Source organism: Flavobacterium collinsii (assembly GCF_902804485.1).
Classification (GTDB): domain Bacteria; phylum Bacteroidota; class Bacteroidia; order Flavobacteriales; family Flavobacteriaceae; genus Flavobacterium; species Flavobacterium collinsii.
Window position 1 is genome coordinate 20,241 of the sequence record NZ_CADCST010000131.1, and the last position, 17,972, is coordinate 38,212.

Annotated in this window: 17 protein-coding genes; 7 read left to right on the top strand and 10 right to left on the bottom strand. The window is 34.9% G+C overall.

Annotated features, from left to right (window positions below; genetic code table 11):
• Nucleotides 1–606: 606 nt before the first annotated feature.
• Nucleotides 607–3,078 (bottom strand): outer membrane beta-barrel family protein, encoded by a 2,472-nt coding sequence (locus tag FLA105534_RS20755; RefSeq protein ID WP_173967994.1) that lies wholly within the window; start codon nt 3,076–3,078, stop codon nt 607–609.
• An 89-nt stretch (nt 3,079–3,167) separates the two neighbouring features.
• Nucleotides 3,168–3,518: an arsenate reductase (glutaredoxin) gene (gene arsC / locus FLA105534_RS20760; protein ID WP_173967995.1), complete on the bottom strand. Its 351-nt coding sequence runs from the start codon at nt 3,516–3,518 to the stop codon at nt 3,168–3,170.
• A 113-nt stretch (nt 3,519–3,631) separates the two neighbouring features.
• On the opposite strand from arsC, the gene FLA105534_RS20765 reads away from it, so the two are divergent.
• From FLA105534_RS20765 to FLA105534_RS20775, 3 genes are all read left to right on the top strand, one after another.
• A complete protein-coding gene (locus tag FLA105534_RS20765; protein ID WP_173967996.1) occupies nt 3,632–4,564 on the top strand; it encodes a CPBP family intramembrane glutamic endopeptidase in 933 nt (310 codons plus the stop codon).
• Nucleotides 4,565–4,575: 11 nt separating this feature from the next.
• Nucleotides 4,576–5,616, top strand: coding sequence for an AMP-binding protein (locus tag FLA105534_RS20770; RefSeq protein ID WP_173967997.1), 1,041 nt, complete (start codon nt 4,576–4,578; stop codon nt 5,614–5,616).
• A 71-nt stretch (nt 5,617–5,687) separates the two neighbouring features.
• Nucleotides 5,688–5,879 carry a bacteriocin gene (locus FLA105534_RS20775; RefSeq protein WP_173967998.1) on the top strand — a complete coding sequence of 64 codons (192 nt, stop codon included), beginning with the start codon at nt 5,688–5,690 and terminating at the stop codon, nt 5,877–5,879.
• Between the two features lie 89 nt (nt 5,880–5,968).
• On the opposite strand, the gene FLA105534_RS20780 is transcribed toward FLA105534_RS20775, so the two are convergent.
• From FLA105534_RS20780 to FLA105534_RS20790, 3 genes are all read right to left on the bottom strand, one after another.
• Complete coding sequence (locus FLA105534_RS20780; RefSeq protein ID WP_173967999.1) at nt 5,969–7,183, bottom strand: RsmB/NOP family class I SAM-dependent RNA methyltransferase; 1,215 nt, start codon at nt 7,181–7,183, stop codon at nt 5,969–5,971.
• A gap of 144 nt (nt 7,184–7,327) precedes the next feature.
• Nucleotides 7,328–9,301, bottom strand: a complete 1,974-nt coding sequence (locus tag FLA105534_RS20785) for a KUP/HAK/KT family potassium transporter (protein ID WP_173968000.1) — start codon at nt 9,299–9,301, stop codon at nt 7,328–7,330.
• Nucleotides 9,302–9,434: 133 nt separating this feature from the next.
• A complete protein-coding gene (locus FLA105534_RS20790) occupies nt 9,435–10,661 on the bottom strand; it encodes a hypothetical protein (RefSeq protein WP_173968001.1) in 1,227 nt (408 codons plus the stop codon).
• A gap of 118 nt (nt 10,662–10,779) precedes the next feature.
• Here FLA105534_RS20790 and FLA105534_RS20795 point away from each other — a divergent pair, with 118 nt between their 5' ends.
• Nucleotides 10,780–11,841, top strand: coding sequence for a beta propeller repeat protein (locus FLA105534_RS20795; protein ID WP_173968002.1), 1,062 nt, complete (start codon nt 10,780–10,782; stop codon nt 11,839–11,841).
• 69 nt (nt 11,842–11,910) lie between these two features.
• On the opposite strand, the gene FLA105534_RS20800 is transcribed toward FLA105534_RS20795, so the two are convergent.
• The 4 genes from FLA105534_RS20800 to FLA105534_RS20815 all read right to left on the bottom strand — a co-directional run bounded on the left by FLA105534_RS20800 (nt 11,911) and on the right by FLA105534_RS20815 (nt 14,570).
• Entirely contained in the window at nt 11,911–12,369 is a 459-nt protein-coding gene (locus FLA105534_RS20800) for a sensor of ECF-type sigma factor (protein WP_173968003.1), read from the bottom strand.
• 17 nt (nt 12,370–12,386) lie between these two features.
• Nucleotides 12,387–12,803, bottom strand: a complete 417-nt coding sequence (locus tag FLA105534_RS20805; RefSeq protein ID WP_173968004.1) for a hypothetical protein — start codon at nt 12,801–12,803, stop codon at nt 12,387–12,389.
• A gap of 33 nt (nt 12,804–12,836) precedes the next feature.
• Nucleotides 12,837–13,379: an RNA polymerase sigma factor gene (locus FLA105534_RS20810; RefSeq protein ID WP_173968005.1), complete on the bottom strand. Its 543-nt coding sequence runs from the start codon at nt 13,377–13,379 to the stop codon at nt 12,837–12,839.
• 63 nt (nt 13,380–13,442) lie between these two features.
• Entirely contained in the window at nt 13,443–14,570 is a 1,128-nt protein-coding gene (locus tag FLA105534_RS20815) for an SRPBCC family protein (protein WP_173968006.1), read from the bottom strand.
• Between the two features lie 428 nt (nt 14,571–14,998).
• On the opposite strand from FLA105534_RS20815, the gene FLA105534_RS20820 reads away from it, so the two are divergent.
• Nucleotides 14,999–15,379: a pyrophosphohydrolase domain-containing protein gene (locus tag FLA105534_RS20820; protein ID WP_173968007.1), complete on the top strand. Its 381-nt coding sequence runs from the start codon at nt 14,999–15,001 to the stop codon at nt 15,377–15,379.
• 59 nt (nt 15,380–15,438) lie between these two features.
• On the opposite strand, the gene FLA105534_RS20825 is transcribed toward FLA105534_RS20820, so the two are convergent.
• Nucleotides 15,439–16,509: a branched-chain amino acid aminotransferase gene (locus FLA105534_RS20825; protein ID WP_173968008.1), complete on the bottom strand. Its 1,071-nt coding sequence runs from the start codon at nt 16,507–16,509 to the stop codon at nt 15,439–15,441.
• Nucleotides 16,510–16,825: 316 nt separating this feature from the next.
• Between FLA105534_RS20825 and mnmD the strand changes: the two genes are divergently transcribed.
• Nucleotides 16,826–17,491 (top strand): tRNA (5-methylaminomethyl-2-thiouridine)(34)-methyltransferase MnmD, encoded by a 666-nt coding sequence (gene mnmD, locus FLA105534_RS20830; RefSeq protein ID WP_173968009.1) that lies wholly within the window; start codon nt 16,826–16,828, stop codon nt 17,489–17,491.
• A 167-nt stretch (nt 17,492–17,658) separates the two neighbouring features.
• A complete protein-coding gene (locus FLA105534_RS23865) occupies nt 17,659–17,856 on the top strand; it encodes a hypothetical protein (RefSeq protein WP_017496117.1) in 198 nt (65 codons plus the stop codon).
• Nucleotides 17,857–17,972 lie beyond the last annotated feature (116 nt).

Consider the following 17,972-nt stretch of genomic DNA (forward strand, 5'->3'; position numbering starts at 1 on the left):
TTCTTATGAAAATGAATGAACTAGCCCTGATGGCAGTGGCATCCTTTTGTGCCGGGGTTCGGCACAAAAGATAGAGCGGACAGCAGGAATTAGCTTCTGAAAACTCTCATGTTCTTGTGCTTGAGATTGTTCAGTAAAATGGCGGTTATCCATAAGAAAAAAAGCTTATTTAAAATGAGTATAAATATAAGCATAAATGTTATTTCCCGAAAATTGATTTGGATTTTATTGCTAAGGAAAAATATAAGGCTTACATTTGTCCTTACATTCAAAAATTCCGGAAAACATGTTTGAATTTTCACAGTACTTAGGTTTTTTACTTTTCTTGACCATACTAACTATAGGGTTTTGGTTGATGTTTTTCTTAGTAGGTTTCGTATCTTATTGGGTTACGGGTGCTAGCTGGGAAATGTTCAAAGAGAAAAGAGCAAAGAAGAAACAAGAACAATCGATTTAATTTTAAGTTGATTTCATAAAAAAGGACCCGTTTTTACGAGTCCTTTTTTTTATGCTATAAAATGAAATTCCAAAATCCAAATCCAAATTCCAATTAAGTTTTACAAAATTGGAATTTGGATTTTTTCAGTTTAGATTTTAATCTAGATGTTATCCAGGGAATTCTCCACCGCCGTCACCATCATTTTTAGGTGCTCCCGGTTTTTCTCTGTCGCTTTTCGGTTTGTTGAAACGGTAGGTAAACGATAGATTGAATTGACGTCTACGGAACTGCATTTCGCTGTAAGATTTTTGACTTTCAAGAGTAGCGTCATTTTGAAGGTAGGTATACGATCTCATGACTCTGGAGTTAAAAATGTCACTGATATTAAAGGCAATTGTAGCTTTGTCTTTCAATACATCTTTACTGAAAGCCGTATTCATACCAAATTGGTCTAAGATTTTACCTTGTGCTGTTTTTTGCTCGCCATTGAAGGTACCGCTTAACTGCCAGTCAATTTTATAGGGTAGCGTAACTTTTGAGCTGATTCTTGCGAACCAGGTGTTGGCTTGATTATTAAGGTTTTGGACAATGGTTTTGCCTTCGGTATCTACATAAGTGTTTTCTCCGGTTGTTTTTACATTGTAAAGGTTGAAGTTACTGTTTAGTTTCCACCATTTATACGGACTGTAATTGAAGGTGAATTCGAAACCATATTTTTGCTCTTTTCCTAAGTTAATAGGACGGCTTAGAATAACAGGAATTCCGTCTACTTGGTCTCCATTTGGAGTTCTGACAAAGCTGAAAACATCTTTTGTGTTTTCGAAATAAGCAGAAGTGCTAAACGTTACTTTTTCCCATCTTTTGATATATCCTACATCAAATTTATCGGTTAGTGATGGATCCAGATCCGGATTTCCCTGAAAAATATTAATGTTACTAGCGTAATTAAGGGCCGGATTCATGAAACGTCCTCTGGGTCTTGATACACGTTTACTATAGCTGGCTGTAAAATTACTCTGATCTGAAATTTCATAGCTAACAAAAGCACTTGGAAACAAGTTGTTGTATTTTTTGGTGTTAAAAACACTGTTGTCTAATAGGTTTACCTGAATATTAGTGTCTTCCCATCGTAAGCCAAATAAATAAGAGAATTTATTAACTTTCAGACCATATTGCGCGTAAAGGGCATTGATGTTTTCTTTGTACTCTAAAGTGTTTGATTTTTTTGGATCTATAACATAGTTTCCATTGATGAGGTTTGTAACGTTGTATTCGTTGTTTAAGTCTCCAAAGTTTCCTTTGTATCCAGCCTCAAACTGGCTTCCTTTTCCTAATGGAAGAACATAATCGGCCTGAAGTTGTACTTGTTTTTGTACCTGATCGTTTAGAGTAGTATTAGAGGTAGGTAATGCTGTAATAATACCGTCACTGTCATCTGTATTTCTTGAAATCGATAAATCGGCAGTAAGTTTGTGTCCTTTGTCGTTGAAATTTTTGATTAAGTTCGAAGTAAATTCTACGTTTTCGCTTCCGGTATCGGCATTGTTTAAACGAGAAGTGGTTCCTGTAAAAGCACGAGCAGCATCAAAGTTATTGTAGTTAATATAATCTTTGTCCTCGCCTGAGTTTTTTTGATAATTAATGGCGTTGGTCCAGAAGGTGTTAGGTGCCACTGTCCATTCCATTCCAGCTCTTGCATTAAAGCCGTTTCTAATTCTTTTAGTGTCTCGATCTTCGTCTAAGTAACCTTTTGGAGATCCATCAGCATTATAATAGGAAGTATTGGTTAATCCTCGACCTTCATTGGTTCTGTAGTTGTAACCCGCTGTAGTAAAATAATTGAATTTTTCGGTTTTATAATTTAAGTTGGCACTTAAACCATAAGTTTCAGGAAGTCCGGTTGAGGCGATAAAAGTTCCGTTAAAGCCTTGGTTTTTTCCTTTTTTAAGAATAATATTGATAATTCCCGATCCTCCCTCTGCATCATAACGTGCCGATGGGTTGGTGATTACTTCTACTTTGTCAATAGCATCGGCTGGAAGCTGACGTAAAGCTTCGGCTACATTGATGGCATTTGAAGGTCTTCCGTCAATTAAAATTCGGATATTATCACTGCCTCGTAAGCTTACATTTCCTTCAGTGTCTACAGAAACTGAAGGAACATTGTCTAAAACGTCACTTACAGTTCCGCCTTTTACCATCATGTCCTGTCCAACGTTGTAAACTTTTTTGTCCAGTTTTATTTCAACGCTTGATTTTTCAGCACGAACGACAACTTCGTTTAACTGCGCAGCATCTTCCGATAGATTAACAATGCCTAAAGTAGTGTCTCCGGAAATTGTTTTTCCTTTGATTAAAGTGGGTTTGAACGAAATAAATTCAACTTTTATATCGTAAGTCCCCGGTGCAACAGCCACGTCAAACTCTCCTTTTGGATTGGTGATTCCACCAGCTATAACTTTGGTGTCATTTGGAGCTGTGATCGAAATGGTAGCATATTCAAGAGGTTGTTTGCTTATTTTTTCGAAAACTTTCCCGGTAACTTTTACCTTGTTTTTAGCAGGTGGTGCCTGTTGTGCATAGTTGTAGAAACTTGTAAGAAAGGATACAAGTAATACAGCAAATTTGATTTTCTTCATTGTGATTTTTGGTTTCAATTACTCTTTAGACGGCAAATGTAGCTTTTGGTTTAAAGAGAAAAATCACAAAAATATGTTAATATGGTTCTTTATAATTGATCTAAAAAAGAAGCTACCAAATCCGGATCTCTTCCAATGATAGCTTTGCCGTCTTTTACAACAATTGGGCGCTCGATTAAAATAGGATGTTCCACCATAGCGGCTATAATTTGGTCGTTGGTCAGGTTTTTTCCTTTGTAGTTATCAATCCATACTTTTTCTTTAATTCTTACCAATTGCAGGGGCTGAAGGTTTAGTTTTTTAAGAAGTTCTTTTAACTCATTAAAGTCCGGAGTTTCGGTGAGATAGGGAATGATTTGGAATTCCTGTTTTGTTTTTTCAATAAAAGCCAGACAGGTTCTTGATTTTCCACAACGTGGGTTATGATAAATTTGTATCATTTTGATATATTTAAATTGCTGTAAGATAATTAAACTAAAAATAGGTATTTTAGCAGTGCCAAAAATAAGATTTAGTTATTAAATCGAATTCTCATTTTTAAATTATTATAAGTATGTTTTTAGAACAAGGAATTAAACCTCACAATAAGTTCTGGTTGTATCTTTTAGGATCGGTTTTAATAATTTTAGCGTCATTTATTGGTCAAATTCCTTTTTCTGTTGCGGTATTTTATAAAAGTTACATTTCCGGAGAATCTTTTCCTGTTGATAATGGAGCAGTAATGAGTATGTTTGAACTTAATCTCACGTTGTTTTTGGTGATGATTTCTTTTGTTTTTGCATTTGCAGGAGTGTATTTTGTGGTAAAATATTTGCACCGTCAGACTTTTTTATCAGTTACTACTTCTAGATCGAAGGTAGATTGGAGACGGATAAGCTTTTCTTTTTTACTATGGGCTTTGTTCTCTGTTTTAAGCTTTCTGGCACTTTATCTGAATGCTCCCGAGAAGTTTGTTTGGAATTTTAAACTCGTCCCTTTTTTAATTTTAGTGGTTTTAGCTACGCTATTAATACCTATACAAACCTCTACCGAAGAATATGTCTTTAGAGGATACCTGATGCAGGGGTTCGCTAATTTGGCTCAAAACAGGTGGTTTCCGCTCCTAATGACTTCGCTGATATTTGGTTCGATGCACATTCTTAATCCCGAAGTCGAAAAAATGGGGTATATAGTGATGGTGTATTATATAGGGACCGGTTTGTTTCTGGGTGTAATTACCTTAATGGATGAGGGGATGGAATTGGCGTTAGGTTTTCATGCGGCAAATAATTTAGTGGGAGCTTTATTAGTGACCTCCGATTGGTCTGTTTTTCAAACGCATTCGCTTTTTAAAGATACCTCAGAGCCTTCGGCGGGCTGGGATGTAATACTGCCGGTAGTGGTGGTTTATCCTATTTTGCTTTTTATTTTTAGCAAAAAATACAAATGGAACAATTGGAAAGAAAAATTAACGGGTAATATAGTTGTTGTAGAATCTTCAAATTAAAACATACAGTCATGTCAAAACTAACACATAAAAATGTCCATAATTATTTTAAGTTGAATGGTTATCATTTAAATGGAAAGGATTTATGCCGCATAGGGTATAGTTACATCAAAGAAGGAGATGTGTACGAGAGGGCCATTGGTGAATTTTTGCTGGACTGGTTCGATAAGAAAGACTTTATTGAAATGACAACTTCGGGTACAACCGGGCTTCCGAAATTAGTACGCTTAGAAAAACAGGCTATGATTCAGTCGGCTCTGGCAACAGGTGATTTTTTCGGTCTGAAGCCAGGTGACAAGGCATTGCTTTGTTTGCCTACACAGTTTATTGCCGGAAAAATGATGCTGGTTCGAAGTTTAATTTTAGGTTTGGATATTGATGTGGTATCACCAAGTACTGCGCCTTTGGCTTTAAATAAAACACAATATGATTTTGTTGCCATGGTGCCATTACAAGTCCAGAATTCTATAGCAGGATTAAAGAATGTAAAGAAGCTAATCATTGGTGGTGCTAAAATCGACAGTGCCCTGGAAGAGCAATTACTACCATTAAAAACACAGATTTACGAAACTTACGGTATGACGGAAACTATTACGCATATCGCTGCTAGAAGAGTGGGAGAAAAGGCGTTCTCGATTCTTCCGAATGTAAAAATAAGCAAAGACGATCGCGATTGTCTGGTTATTCATCTGCCTTCGGTTTCTAACGAGCCTATCGTGACCAATGATTTGGTGGAATTGGTGAATGAAAACCAGTTTGTGTTTTTGGGACGAATCGATAATGTAGTGAATAGTGGAGGAGTGAAGTTGATTCCGGAGCAAATAGAAAGTAAACTGATAGGAAAAATAAACAGTCGGTTTTTTGTAACCGGAGTTCCGGATACCGTTTTGGGAGAGAAGTTAATTTTGGTGATAGAAGGAGAGAAGCAAGAGTTTGCTCCCGATTTTTTTGATGTATTGGGGAAATATGAAAAACCAAAGGAGATTGTTTTTGTTCCGAAATTTAAAGAAAACGAGAACGGGAAACTGTTGCGTAAGCCTAGTTTGGTGTAGAAAAAATACTTTGTCGAAAGTAAGAAAAATTAGCTATATTTATAAGGTATTAACTTTAAAACCTAATAATTATGAAATTTATCTTAAATCTAACAAATGTTGAGCAATTGAGTAAGAGTGAATTAAAGCAAATTAAAGGCGGTGATTTTATTTATTATTTAAATGGCTACCAATTGCGATGTTCCAAGCAGTTAACACAACCGCCAACCTGTGGCAATATCCCACCATATTGTTTGATTTCACCAGATATGTGTCCAAATTGATCCTTGGTAAACAATAGAAAAAAGAAATTCCAAATTCCAACTTTATCGTTTGGAATTTGGAATTTTTAATTTGGAATTTTTTATAGTAATTAAACCTTTCTCTCTAAAAGCGCCATATAGAATCCGTCAAATCCAGATTCTGAGGCTAGTATTTTACGATCTTTAATGAATGTAAATTGCTTTCCGATTTCGGTCTTTAAGAATTTCTCTACCTGTTCCTGATTTTCCGATGGTAAAACGGAACAAGTGGCATAAACTAATTTTCCACCCGGTTTTACAATTTTCGAATAGCTTTCCAAAACTTCAGCCTGAACTTTACGAATGTTATCAATAAACTCCGGTTGTAATTTCCATTTTGCATCAGGGTTTCTTTTTAAAACTCCTAAACCGCTACATGGTGCATCAATTAAAACACGATCGGCTTTTTCATGCAACTTTTTGATCACTTTTGTAGTGTCAATAATACGGTATTCAATATTAAAGGCGCCATTTCTTTTGGCTCTCAATTTTAATTGTTTCAGTTTGCTTTCGTACAAATCCATTGCAATCAATTGCCCTTTGTTTTCCATCAACGAAGCAATGTGTAATGTTTTTCCTCCGGCTCCGGCACACGTATCTACCACACGCATTCCTGGTTTTACATCCAGAAAACCCGCTACTAATTGTGAGTTGGCATCCTGAACTTCAAATAAACCTTGTTTAAAAGCGTCCGTCAAAAATACGTTGGCTCTTTCTTTTAAAACTAAAGCTTCTGGTTGATCTTTTAAATATTCAGTTTCAATATTTAAATCCATCAAGGTGTTTCTTAAGTTTTCTTTAGTACCTTTCAGCGTATTGGTTCTTAAGATAACTTTTGCAGGTTGATTTTGAGCCGCAATTTCTTTTGACCAAACGGCCTCTCCTAATTCTTTTACTCCTAATTCATCCATCCAGTCCGGAATAGATTCTCTAAAAGCTCTGGTTTTAGAAAGTTCGTCAAAACGACCTTTTATTTTTCTCTCAGGAGTTCCTTCCAATTGTCTCCAATCCGGAATAGGGTATCCTCTTAAAACAGCCCAAACCGCAAACATTCTCCATAAATTATCTCTGTCGAACGGTTCTTTAACTTCTGCAATTTCTGCGTATAATCTTTTCCAACGAACAATTTCGTATATCGTTTCAGCAACAAACTTCCTGTCGGAACTTCCCCAACGTTTGTCTTTTTTTAAGGCTCTGGCTACCACTTTATCAGCATATTCTCCTTCATTGAAAATTGCGTTTAAAGAATCGATGGTAGTATAAACTAAATTTCTGTGTAATCTCATTTTAATTATTTGAGTTGCAAAGGTACTATTAATTGATTGAAAGTTAAATTTTTAATTTTGATTGTTATTTAACTTCTTTTTTAAAAGAAAAAAAACACTCTAATAAGGTTTAAAAGAGTGTTTTTGAGTATGTTTTTAAATGATTTATTTTGTAATTCTTGTCAGTCCAATATTCTCCGGAGCGTGAAGCACCATTGGGAATTTCTCTATTTTTACGGAACTACTGTCTAAACCAAAAGCTCTTTCTTCAGATAAACTCAGTTTTTTAATGAAGAAATAAGAGTTCATAATGATGTTTTCATGCCATCTTAAATCGTTGTCATTGGATAAAAACTTCTCCGACAGTACAAATTTAAAGTCACCAATGATATTGTTTTTGTTTAAAGATTCGTAACGGCTGGTGATGTCTACTTCGCCACGTTTTACCATATCACGAATTACTTCTCTAAACATTAGATTGATTTTGGTAGGCTCTCTGAATCCTAAATTAAAATCGATTCTGTAAATGTCGTCTTTAGCAATTTCGGTAACCTTGTATTGTGTTTTGTACGGTTCTGTTAAAATGTTTACGTGTACAAACCAGTATATGTCAGCTCTTTTCGGGCGTTTTTGTAAAATCGAGTAAATGACTTTTTCTTCTAATTCATCAACACGATTGGCATTGGTCATATAAACCAGGTGCGTTGCGTATTTTGGTATCGATAAGTCTTCACTCAATTCCATTAACACCTTCTTATAATCGTCAATTTTGATGATTTTAGTGTAGCTCTTATTGATTTTCTTAGCCAGATACCAGATCGTCATGATCGAGATCAGAAGGATTGCAATGATTAAAGTTACATAACCACCTTCGGCAAATTTAGTAATGTTAGCAATCAGGAAGCTGAATTCAATCAGTAAATAAATAGTGATTAACGGCACCATTAGGTACAATTTTACACGTTTCATTATCAAATAATAATTCAGTAAAATAGTGGTCATAATCATGCATAATATAATCGCAAGACCGTAGGCATGCTCCATATTTCCTGATTTCTGAAAGTGTAAAACGATTCCAACACAACCAAAAAACAACAACCAATTAATTGATGGTATATACAATTGACCTTTTACTTCTGTAGGATATTTAATTTTAACTTTTGGCCAGAAATTTAAACGCATTGCTTCGTTGATCAAAGTAAATGACCCACTGATAAGTGCCTGGGAAGCAATTACCGCAGCCAAAGTTGCTACTACAATTCCGAAAGGAAGAAACCAGTGTGGCATAATTAAATAGAACGGATTTCCGTTTTCTCCGCCTAGTTGTTGCAGTGTGCTGCCTTCATGATGTATTAAATAAGCAGCCTGTCCAAAATAGTTTAATACCAGCGCAGTTTTTACAAATACCCAGCTGATTCGGATATTTTTTCTTCCGCAGTGCCCCATATCAGAGTACAATGCTTCGGCACCTGTTGTACATAAAAACACAAAACCAAGGACAAAGAAACCATCAGGATGTATAGATAATAAATGATAAGCATAATACGGATTTACCGCTTTGATAACTTCAGGATGCTTTAGGATTTGAATCGTTCCCAGCGTTCCCAACATGGCAAACCAGATTAACATCATTGGAGCGAAAAACTTTCCAACGAGCTTGGTTCCAAATTGTTGTATGGTAAAAAGAATGAATAAGATTCCGATAACGATGTAAACAATGGTCTCTGTTTGCATGGTTGGATAGAACGCTCTGATTCCTTCTACAGCAGACGAAATCGAAATGGGTGGCGTTATAATTCCATCGGCGAGTAAGGCACTTCCTCCGATGATGGCGGGCACAATGAGCCACTGAATTTTAGTTTTTTTGACCAGTGCATATAAGGCAAAAATTCCACCTTCCCCATGATTGTCGGCACTTAAAGTAATAAGTACATACTTTATCGTAGTTTGTAAAGTCAAAGTCCAAAAAACGCATGAAATTCCACCAAGAACAATGTCAGAATTAATGGCATAATCACCAAGTATGGCTTTCATTACATATAATGGAGAAGTACCAATATCTCCATAAATAATTCCTAATGTTATCAATAAACCTCCTATAGACAACTTACTATGTAAGTTTTTATGCGATGCGCTCATGTATATTTTTATAAAAGACGGTTGCAAATTTACTGTTTTAAAACAAACTAACCTCAATTATAACTAAAAAGATAAAAAAAAGCACAATCGTCAAATTGTGCTTTTGATTTTTATAGGGAAATGCAATTTTATATTAAATTCTTCTGCCGCCACTGCTTCTGCCGCCCGAACCGCTTTCTCTTTGTGGTTCACTGCTTCTGGACTCCTGACTTGCTCTTGGAGCTTCGTAACGTTGCGTGCTTTGAGAGCTTTGCTGTCTCGCTGAATTTCCTCTGTTTTCAGAATAATTTCTGGACGATTCTGTTCTTTGAGGAGTCGAAACCCTTTCGGTATTACCATAAGATTGTGAATTTTCTCTGGAAGCATTTGAATTGTTTTGACTGTAATCTCTTCTGTTTTCGCTTCTTCCTGAACTTTCAATTCTTGCAGGATTTGTGTTTACACCTGAGTAGTCTCTGTTTGAAGAAATGGTACGATTCGTAGTGTAATTTCTGTCGGAAGAACTTCTGTTTTCCGAATAATTTCTGTTGGTCGTACGGTCATTTGTAGTAGATACTCGGTCTGAATTAGATCGGTTTGTAGTGTACGTATTTTGATTTCTTCCATATTCTCTGGTTGTAACACGTCTTTGATCCAGATCGTATCGGTTGCTGGCGTTAGAATTTCTCTGAGCAAAGCTGTAGTCAGGACGTCTTGTTTCGTAACCGTAGGTTCGTCTCGTTTCATACAAAACAGGAGCTCTGTAACTTCTTCTCGTATTTACATAGTTGTAGCTATTGTTTACATTGATGCACAGATTGATATTGTTTCTGTATCTGTAAATTGGATAGGGTCTCCAGGCGGAATAATATCTTGGATAGTAATTCCAACCCCAACTAGAATAATAAGGTCTGTAATTGGTTACCCAAAACGAAGTGTAAATTACGGGAACCACATTATAAACCGGTTCGTAAATATAATTGGCACCATATAAATAACTGTTACCAACAATTTGCACACTTACCTTGTTGTAATTGTCTCTTTCTACATCAATTGTTGCAATATCCTGATAAACATCGCGATCTAAAACCGCCTGAATAATGACAACGTGAGTTCTGTTTTCTACAGATTCGATTACACGTAAATAATCGACCTGATTATCGTCGTTTAAATCAAGATTTGAGATTTGGTATCTGGGGTCATTCAAACGTCTTTCGAAATCCTGTAAATTCGCTGATTCCCCAAACATAGAAGCAACAGCTCTTAAGTCTAAATTATCGCTTATATCTGAATTTTTTGCATATACAGTAGTTTGACTTTGTACTTGAACAGAACTCAAACCTATTGTAAGGAGGGCTATAAAAAGTAGTTTAGTTTTCATTTTCAAATCATATTAAGATTAATATTTGGAGGTATCCAATTACTGTGCCAGAAAAAAAAGCGAAACTTATTTCAGGTGTTATAAATAATTGTATTTTAGCGCTAAAAAACTAGTTTATATGAGAAAAGTAATATTATTTTTAGGTGCTTTAATTTTATTGATGTCTTTTAAAACCTTGAATAATAGTGGGAAGGGGATTTTTAACACGGGTTTTACATCAATTCAGATAGATACTTTATTTCAGGATAAAATTAGTATTAGAGCCATCTCAATCGATAAAAATAAAATTTGGTATGGAGCGGATAATTCTCGTTTTGGATTTTATGATTTAGATAAAAAAGAAAAGTTTGAAGATCATATTTATCGTGATACTTTGAAATTGGAATTCAGAAGTATAGCTCAAAATGCAAACAATATCTTTTTGTTAAGTGTAGGGAATCCTGCATTGCTTTATCAGGTTTCAAAAAAAACACAGAAAGTTAAATTAGTCTATAAAGAAGTTAATCCGAAAGTGTTTTACGATAGTATGCAGTTTTGGAATGATAAAGAAGGAATTGCGATTGGAGATCCTACAGAGGATACTTTTTCAATTATTATAACGCGTGACGGAGGAGAAACGTGGACTAAAGTATTATCAGATAAATTGCCTACAAATGCAGAGGGCGAAGCAGCCTTTGCGGCCAGTAATTCTAATATTGTCATAAAAGGTAGTGATACCTGGCTGGTTTCGGGAGGTAAAAAAGCACGTGTTTTTTATTCACCAGACAAAGGGAGAACCTGGAAAGCAATTGAAACTCCAATCGTGCAGGGGAAAACCATGACCGGTATTTTTACAGCCGATTTTTATGATGCGAAACACGGATTTATTGCCGGTGGAGATTACGAACTTCCAAATCAAAAAAAGGATAATAAAGCTTTTACTACTGATGGTGGTAAAACCTGGCAGTTAATTGGTCAGGGCATGGGCTTTGGATATGCTTCCTGTGTGCAGTACGTTCCGGGAGGAAATGGTAAAGAAATTATATGCGTAGGTTCTGAAGGGATACAATATTCTCAAAATGGAGGAGAGAACTGGACGCAATTATCAACAGATACAAAACTTTTTACCATTCGTTTTGTGAACAGAAATACTGCAATTGCTGCAGGGCATAATAAAGTAATCCGAATCCGATTTAAATAAAATAACAAGAACCCCAAATAATAAAGTAAGTATTATTATATGGGGTTCTCGCTGCTGTTGTTTTGTTTATTAGTTTTTACCGGCTTTGTCTCGATATTGTTTTAAAAGTTTACGATTAAAGTCGTCTTCTGATTTTTTTAATTTTAATATTTTCCTGGCAGAAAGTATCTTTTTTAAATTGCTATTATATTTGTCGCGAAGGATGTATAATTCTTTGTCTGCGCTTTCGATTTGTGATAGGAGTGATGCAGCTTCTTTTTCAGACATCGAGCTAATGTTGTCATCGTCTAATTTACGCAGGTACATTTTCATTTTTTCGTGGCGCAATTCGTATTGCTTATCATCATATGTATTGTAGATGGGCCAGAATTTTTCGGCTTCTGTTGAGGTTAGCTCAAGTTCTGTCGTTAAGAAAGAAACTTTATAAGCTTTAATTTTCTCCCGCTTTTCATCCGTTTTGTCACTCTGAGCATAAAAAGAGAAAGTAATAAAGAATAGAATTATTGGTAGTATATTTTTAATTTTCATCTTTTGAAATTTTTGTTTTATTCTGAAATTAAATTTTCGATATTTGGATTGGTAGCCAGGATGTCTTCAAGTGTCTCCTGTTCAAGGGCAACATTTTTATTGAGTTTATCAATGTCTTTATCATCCAGTTCACGAATCAAATCGTATTGATTCAAATTGGACTGATAGGACAAGTACGTTTCCAAAGTGTCTTCGTCAAGATCTTTGGATGTTTTGTTGTAATTGTTTACTATAGGAATCAGTAACCCTATAAAAACAACCGCAGCAACCGCAATTGAAAGTACTTTTTTACGTCTGTAAATTGGGATTACTTTTATTTCTTTCTTTTCGTTTATTTGTTGTAAAACCTTTGTCGAAAAATCATCAAAATAATTTTCCGGAGTCTTAAACCCAGTTTTTATTTTCGGTTCGTTTTCTAATTTAAATGTTTTCATAATAGCTATTAGACAGTTGTTGTTACAAAAGGTTTAATTTGAGGTAACATATATTTCTATTTTTTTTACAGCGTGATGATAGGATGCTTTTAAAGCACCGACTGAAGTTCCTAGGATTTCGGCAATTTCTTCGTATTTCAATTTTTCAAAATATTTCATTTTAAAAACCAATTGCTGTTTTTCCGGTAAGGTCACAATTGCTTTTTGAAGTTTGATCTGAATTTCATCTCCGTCAAAATAAACATCTGCTTTTAAATTGTCGATAGTTTTATTCTGCTGGGCTTCAGAAGTTAATCCGTTAAGTTTTGCTTTTTGACTTAAAAATGTCAAAGCTTCATTGGTTGCTATTCGATACATCCACGAGAAAAGTTTGCTTTCCCCTTTAAAGTTTTTTAAGTACTGAAAGACTTTTACAAAAGTATTTTGCAAAACATCATCTGTATCGTCATGGTTCAAAACAATGTTTCGAATATGAGAATACAGCGGTTTTTGATAATCAGACACGAGTTTTTGAAACGCAGTATTTTGCGTTGCAGGATTTAATAATTGTTGAATAAATTCCTTCTCGTCTGCCAAATTTCGTTATTTATGGTATTAGAATGAATTTTAAACAAAAGGTTTAATACACCTTTAATTATTTTAGAATTCCGATTCTTCTTCAGGTGTTTTAGGGGTTTCTGCAGGTTTTACGGCTGCAGGATCGGTAGTGGCTGGTCTGTAAACAGGCACTTTGGCTACCGGAATTACTTTAGGTTTTGTTGGATAGTAAATTTCGGTCATCAATTTCGACGGGCTTTTTACATCCAGTTTGCTCATGGTTAGAATCTCAAGATGCGACCAGCTTAAATCAGGAGTGATTTTTTCGTTATTGATAAAAGCAGTTGTTTTTTTAATGGCTTCATTAAGATGTGTATAATCGCCTTTTAAAGTGGTTTTTACCGCTTCAAAGCCATTTAGTTTTCCACCGGAAATGTCACTTCCTGATGTGGTTAAGATTTCTCTAATAGTAGGTAGGCAGATCGAAATTTTGGCCAGTCCGGTTGTGGTATCGTAGGTGTGGTAAATAATAAAAGGTTTGCCATTGGTCGATAAACCATTGTTTTTGCTAAACTCTATAAGTTTTGGAATAACGATTCTGGCATTCTTGCTTATTTTTCCAATTTCACTCGTAAATGTTTGTCTGATGTATGGAGTTTCGATTTTCTTTACCAGGCCGTTAACTTTTATAGAGTATGTTTTTGTTTCGTAATCTAAGTTTTTATCGATGTTTGCCAGACTTTTTTCATAAATAGTTCCAATCACTTTATCAGAACCTCCATTTAGAGCGGTATAGATTTTAAATAAAAAACTCATTGTTCCCGAGGCTTTCCAGGTCACTTTTGTTTTTCCGGCCAAAGTATCTTTAAAGGTCCAGTTTACATCAGCTTCCGTTCCGTCATATTTCATTTTTTGCTGAATGCTTTCTCCGTCCTTTGTTTTTAATGTAATGGCGTTTCCGTTTCCTTCAGAACCGGTCCAATAAAAAGAGGCGCCATTTCCGACAGTTTTATTAGGAAATGTCATTTTGATCGTAGGATCTTCAACAGACCAGGATTCAAAATCTTCATAATTTCTAAAATCATTAAGGTAATTGTATACCGTAGCTTTTGGTGAATTGATCACTTTGCTTCTTTCCACAGAAAAGATTCCTTTTTGTGTGGCAACAAAAACGGTAAGGGCAACAAGGCTTAATAATAGTAGTAGGAATAAATATTTAAGAATCTTCATTGTAGTGGTTTATTTGGAGTCGTAAAGTTATAAATTTATTACTAGTCGCACTAATAACACTTTGGTAAAAGTACATTTTATACCTTTATCGGAAGAGAAAATCAAATAAATGTACTGAAAATGGTTTTATTTGAAATCGAAAACTTTCTTTTCGGTCTTATCTTTTGAAGAAAAATTTAATTACAAATAAAATGGCAATAAAAAGTAAGAAGACGAGTAATACTTTATAATTCCCTTTGTAAAAAACCTTGTGTAAAGCAAGATCTTTTCGATAAGCGAATATCATTACGATTACGAATGCGATAAAAAAACAGAGGCCGAATATTAATTGTCCTTGACTAAACATAGTTGAAAATTATTTTTGGCAAATTTAGAGAATTGTATACGAATTGTTGCTAATTTGCCATCTCATTTAATCGAATAATATCATGAAAAAACAACTTGATGCAGTTACGGAATTTCATACTGCCTTCAGAATAGGACATAGTCTGGCTCCAATTGCTGATTTGGGAGAGACAAAAAAACTGCTTCGTTATAATTTAATGAAGGAAGAAAATGAAGAATACCTGGAAGCGGTTCAGAATAATGATTTGGTTGAAATTGCTGATGCTCTTGGAGATATGATGTATATTTTGTGCGGAACCATTATCGAGCACGGTCTGCAGGATAAAATCGAAGCTGTTTTTGATGAAATTCAGCGTAGTAATATGAGTAAATTAGGCGAAGATGGGAAGCCAATTTACAGAGAAGATGGAAAAGTAATGAAAGGGCCAAACTATTTTAAGCCTGATTTTTCAAAATTGCTTTAGCATAAAAAAACCGACAGGTTTTAAAACTTGTCGGGTTTGTTTTATAGAGGTGTCTTTCGTTACTGTACTTTTACAGTCCAGCCAAAAGTATCTTCTGAAAGTTTATTTTGAAGATTTGTTAATTTTTCTTTCAATAAAGAAGCATAAGAATTCTCAAGTTGAGCCATTTCGTAATATACATCCTGATAAGAGAAACCTTTAATTACACTAATTACAGCTGCTGTTCCTGCTCCGAATATTTCTTTTAATGCTCCGCTTTTTGCAGCTTCTACCAATTCTGATACCAGAACCGGACGAACATCAACTTTAAGACCTTCTTTTTCTGCCATAGCAATCAAACTTTTTCTGGTGATACCATCTAAAATTCTTTCGCTTGTTGGAGCAGTCAGTAAAGTGTCGTTGATTCTAAAGAAAACGTTCATTGTTCCTGCTTCTTCCAGTTTTGTGTGCGTTGCATCATCAGTCCAGATTACCTGTTGAAAGCCGTCTTTGTTTGCCAGGTTAGTTGGGTAAAACTGTGCAGCGTAGTTTCCGGCAGCTTTTGCAGCTCCAATTCCTCCATTTGCAGCTCTACTGTAATGTTCGGCGATAATTACTTTTACTTCACCGGCATAATAAGACTGTGCAGGAGAAAGTAAAATCATGAATTTATATTCGTCAGAAGGATTTGCTACCACACCGGCACCAGTTGCAATCATAAATGGACGGATGTACATACTGCTTCCGTTTCCTTTTTGAATCCATTCGTGGTCAATTTTTAATAATTCATTCAAGCCGTCCATGAAAATGCTTTCCGGAATTTCTGGCATTGCCATACGAACTGCAGAATTGTTAAAACGTTTGAAATTTTCATCAGGTCTGAACAACCAAACATCGTTATTGTCATCTTTGTAAGCTTTCATTCCTTCAAAAATAGCTTGTCCGTAGTGAAAGACTTTTGAGGAAGGGTCCATTAAAATTGGAGCATAAGGCTTAACGACAGGGTTTTGCCATTCTCCATTTTTAAAATCACATTCGAATAAATGGTCTGTAAAAACAGAACCAAAGCTTAGGTTTTGAAAGTCTACTCCGCTTATTTTCGACGAAGTTGCTTTTCTGATTTCAATTTTGTGTGTTTGAGTTGTACTCATAATTAATTATGTAAAGTTTTTTTAGGTAATTATCATTAATAGTGCAGAAAATCTAAAGCAATGATCTGCTGTGATATAGATTTTACTGAATGCAAAATTAAGTAAAAATATATAATTTACTTAGTAAAACTGCATTATTTGCGGGCTTTAACTGAGATTTATTTATCTTATAATAAAGTGAAAAAATTAAGACATTTTTATAAAGAATTTATGAAAAATGAACCGTTTTTTAAGGCTTTACGCATTTGTTTTGACTAAATTTGGCACTTAAAAAGGTCGAAATACCAGTAGAAACGGATTGTAAATTCTGAAAAAGGTGAAAAGAGAAATAATTAAAACGCTAGATGGTTCAACCACAATTCATTTGCAAGAGTGGGATGAGTGTTACCATTCGAAACACGGAGCAATTCAGGAGGCGAAACATGTATTTATAAAAAATGGTCTTTCGTTGTTTGATAGTGACCCGGTAAGTATTCTTGAAATAGGTTTTGGAACGGGTTTGAATGCTTTTATTACTTTTTTAGAATCCAGTCAAAAGCAACAGCCAATTGATTATGTTGGAGTAGAAGCTTATCCTGTTGATGCGAAAGAGGTGTTGGCTATGAATTATGTCGACGAATTGGAGGCTGCGGTTTATAAGGAGGTTTTTGAGAAAATGCATGAATGCGAATGGAATCAGAAAGTTGCCATCACTAACGATTTCAGCTTAACCAAAAGGAAACAATTTTTTGATGAAATCGATGATTTTGAAATTTTTGATTTGATTTACTTTGACGCCTTCGGATATCGGGTACAGCCGGAGCTGTGGAGCACCGAAATCTTTAGAAAAATGTACAAAAGTTTAAGGCCAAACGGAGTGCTGGTAACCTATGCAGCTCGTGGAGTTGTTAAAAGAAGTATGATTGAGGTTGGATTTACTGTTGAGAAATTGGCAGGGCCGCCTGGAAAACGTGAGATGTTTCGGGCTTTTAAAAAGGTATAAATGAGTTGTTTAGAATGGTTCTATATTGATTTATATGCATTAAGAAATCGTATTCGTTGCTAAAGTTTTTAAAATAATAAGTTAAAATCGGTACTCGTGAATGATATTTGTTTAAATTTGTTGCGAGTTTGAAAATATAGATAACCCCCAAAAAATCTTATTTTATTATGTCAAAAATGATGTTTGATTACACGAAATCAATACTTGAGAGAGTAAGTTTCGACCCGATACTTTTCTGTAAAGAATTAGAGAAAGCTATCAAGACACTGTTACCGTACGAAATGGAACAATTGCAAGAATGGTTATTAAATTTCATTATTGAAAAACCAGAATTAAAACAAAGTCTACTACTGATTAAAGTATAAAAAAAGGAGCCAATTGGCTAAAAGTGGTCGGAAGAAATTCCGGCCACTTATGTTTTATATACTTTTTGCGGATCTCCTCCTGAAAGTATTATCATTACTGCAGTAATTAACTCTCT

Excerpts from the sequence above, each read along its gene's own strand:
- FLA105534_RS20795 (WP_173968002.1), top strand. The coding sequence starts at position 10,780 with ATGAGAAAAGTAATATTATTTTTAGGTGCTTTAATTTTATTGATGTCT.
- FLA105534_RS20815 (WP_173968006.1), bottom strand. The coding sequence starts at position 14,570 with ATGAAGATTCTTAAATATTTATTCCTACTACTATTATTAAGCCTTGTT.
- FLA105534_RS20825 (WP_173968008.1), bottom strand. The coding sequence starts at position 16,509 with ATGAGTACAACTCAAACACACAAAATTGAAATCAGAAAAGCAACTTCG.
- FLA105534_RS20765 (WP_173967996.1), top strand. The coding sequence starts at position 3,632 with ATGTTTTTAGAACAAGGAATTAAACCTCACAATAAGTTCTGGTTGTAT.
- FLA105534_RS20790 (WP_173968001.1), bottom strand. The coding sequence starts at position 10,661 with ATGAAAACTAAACTACTTTTTATAGCCCTCCTTACAATAGGTTTGAGT.
- FLA105534_RS20780 (WP_173967999.1), bottom strand. The coding sequence starts at position 7,183 with ATGAGATTACACAGAAATTTAGTTTATACTACCATCGATTCTTTAAAC.
- arsC (WP_173967995.1), bottom strand. The coding sequence starts at position 3,518 with ATGATACAAATTTATCATAACCCACGTTGTGGAAAATCAAGAACCTGT.
- FLA105534_RS20800 (WP_173968003.1), bottom strand. The coding sequence starts at position 12,369 with ATGAAAATTAAAAATATACTACCAATAATTCTATTCTTTATTACTTTC.
- FLA105534_RS20805 (WP_173968004.1), bottom strand. The coding sequence starts at position 12,803 with ATGAAAACATTTAAATTAGAAAACGAACCGAAAATAAAAACTGGGTTT.
- FLA105534_RS20755 (WP_173967994.1), bottom strand. The coding sequence starts at position 3,078 with ATGAAGAAAATCAAATTTGCTGTATTACTTGTATCCTTTCTTACAAGT.
- FLA105534_RS20770 (WP_173967997.1), top strand. The coding sequence starts at position 4,576 with ATGTCAAAACTAACACATAAAAATGTCCATAATTATTTTAAGTTGAAT.
- FLA105534_RS20785 (WP_173968000.1), bottom strand. The coding sequence starts at position 9,301 with ATGAGCGCATCGCATAAAAACTTACATAGTAAGTTGTCTATAGGAGGT.
- FLA105534_RS20820 (WP_173968007.1), top strand. The coding sequence starts at position 14,999 with ATGAAAAAACAACTTGATGCAGTTACGGAATTTCATACTGCCTTCAGA.
- FLA105534_RS23865 (WP_017496117.1), top strand. The coding sequence starts at position 17,659 with ATGTCAAAAATGATGTTTGATTACACGAAATCAATACTTGAGAGAGTA.
- FLA105534_RS20775 (WP_173967998.1), top strand. The coding sequence starts at position 5,688 with ATGAAATTTATCTTAAATCTAACAAATGTTGAGCAATTGAGTAAGAGT.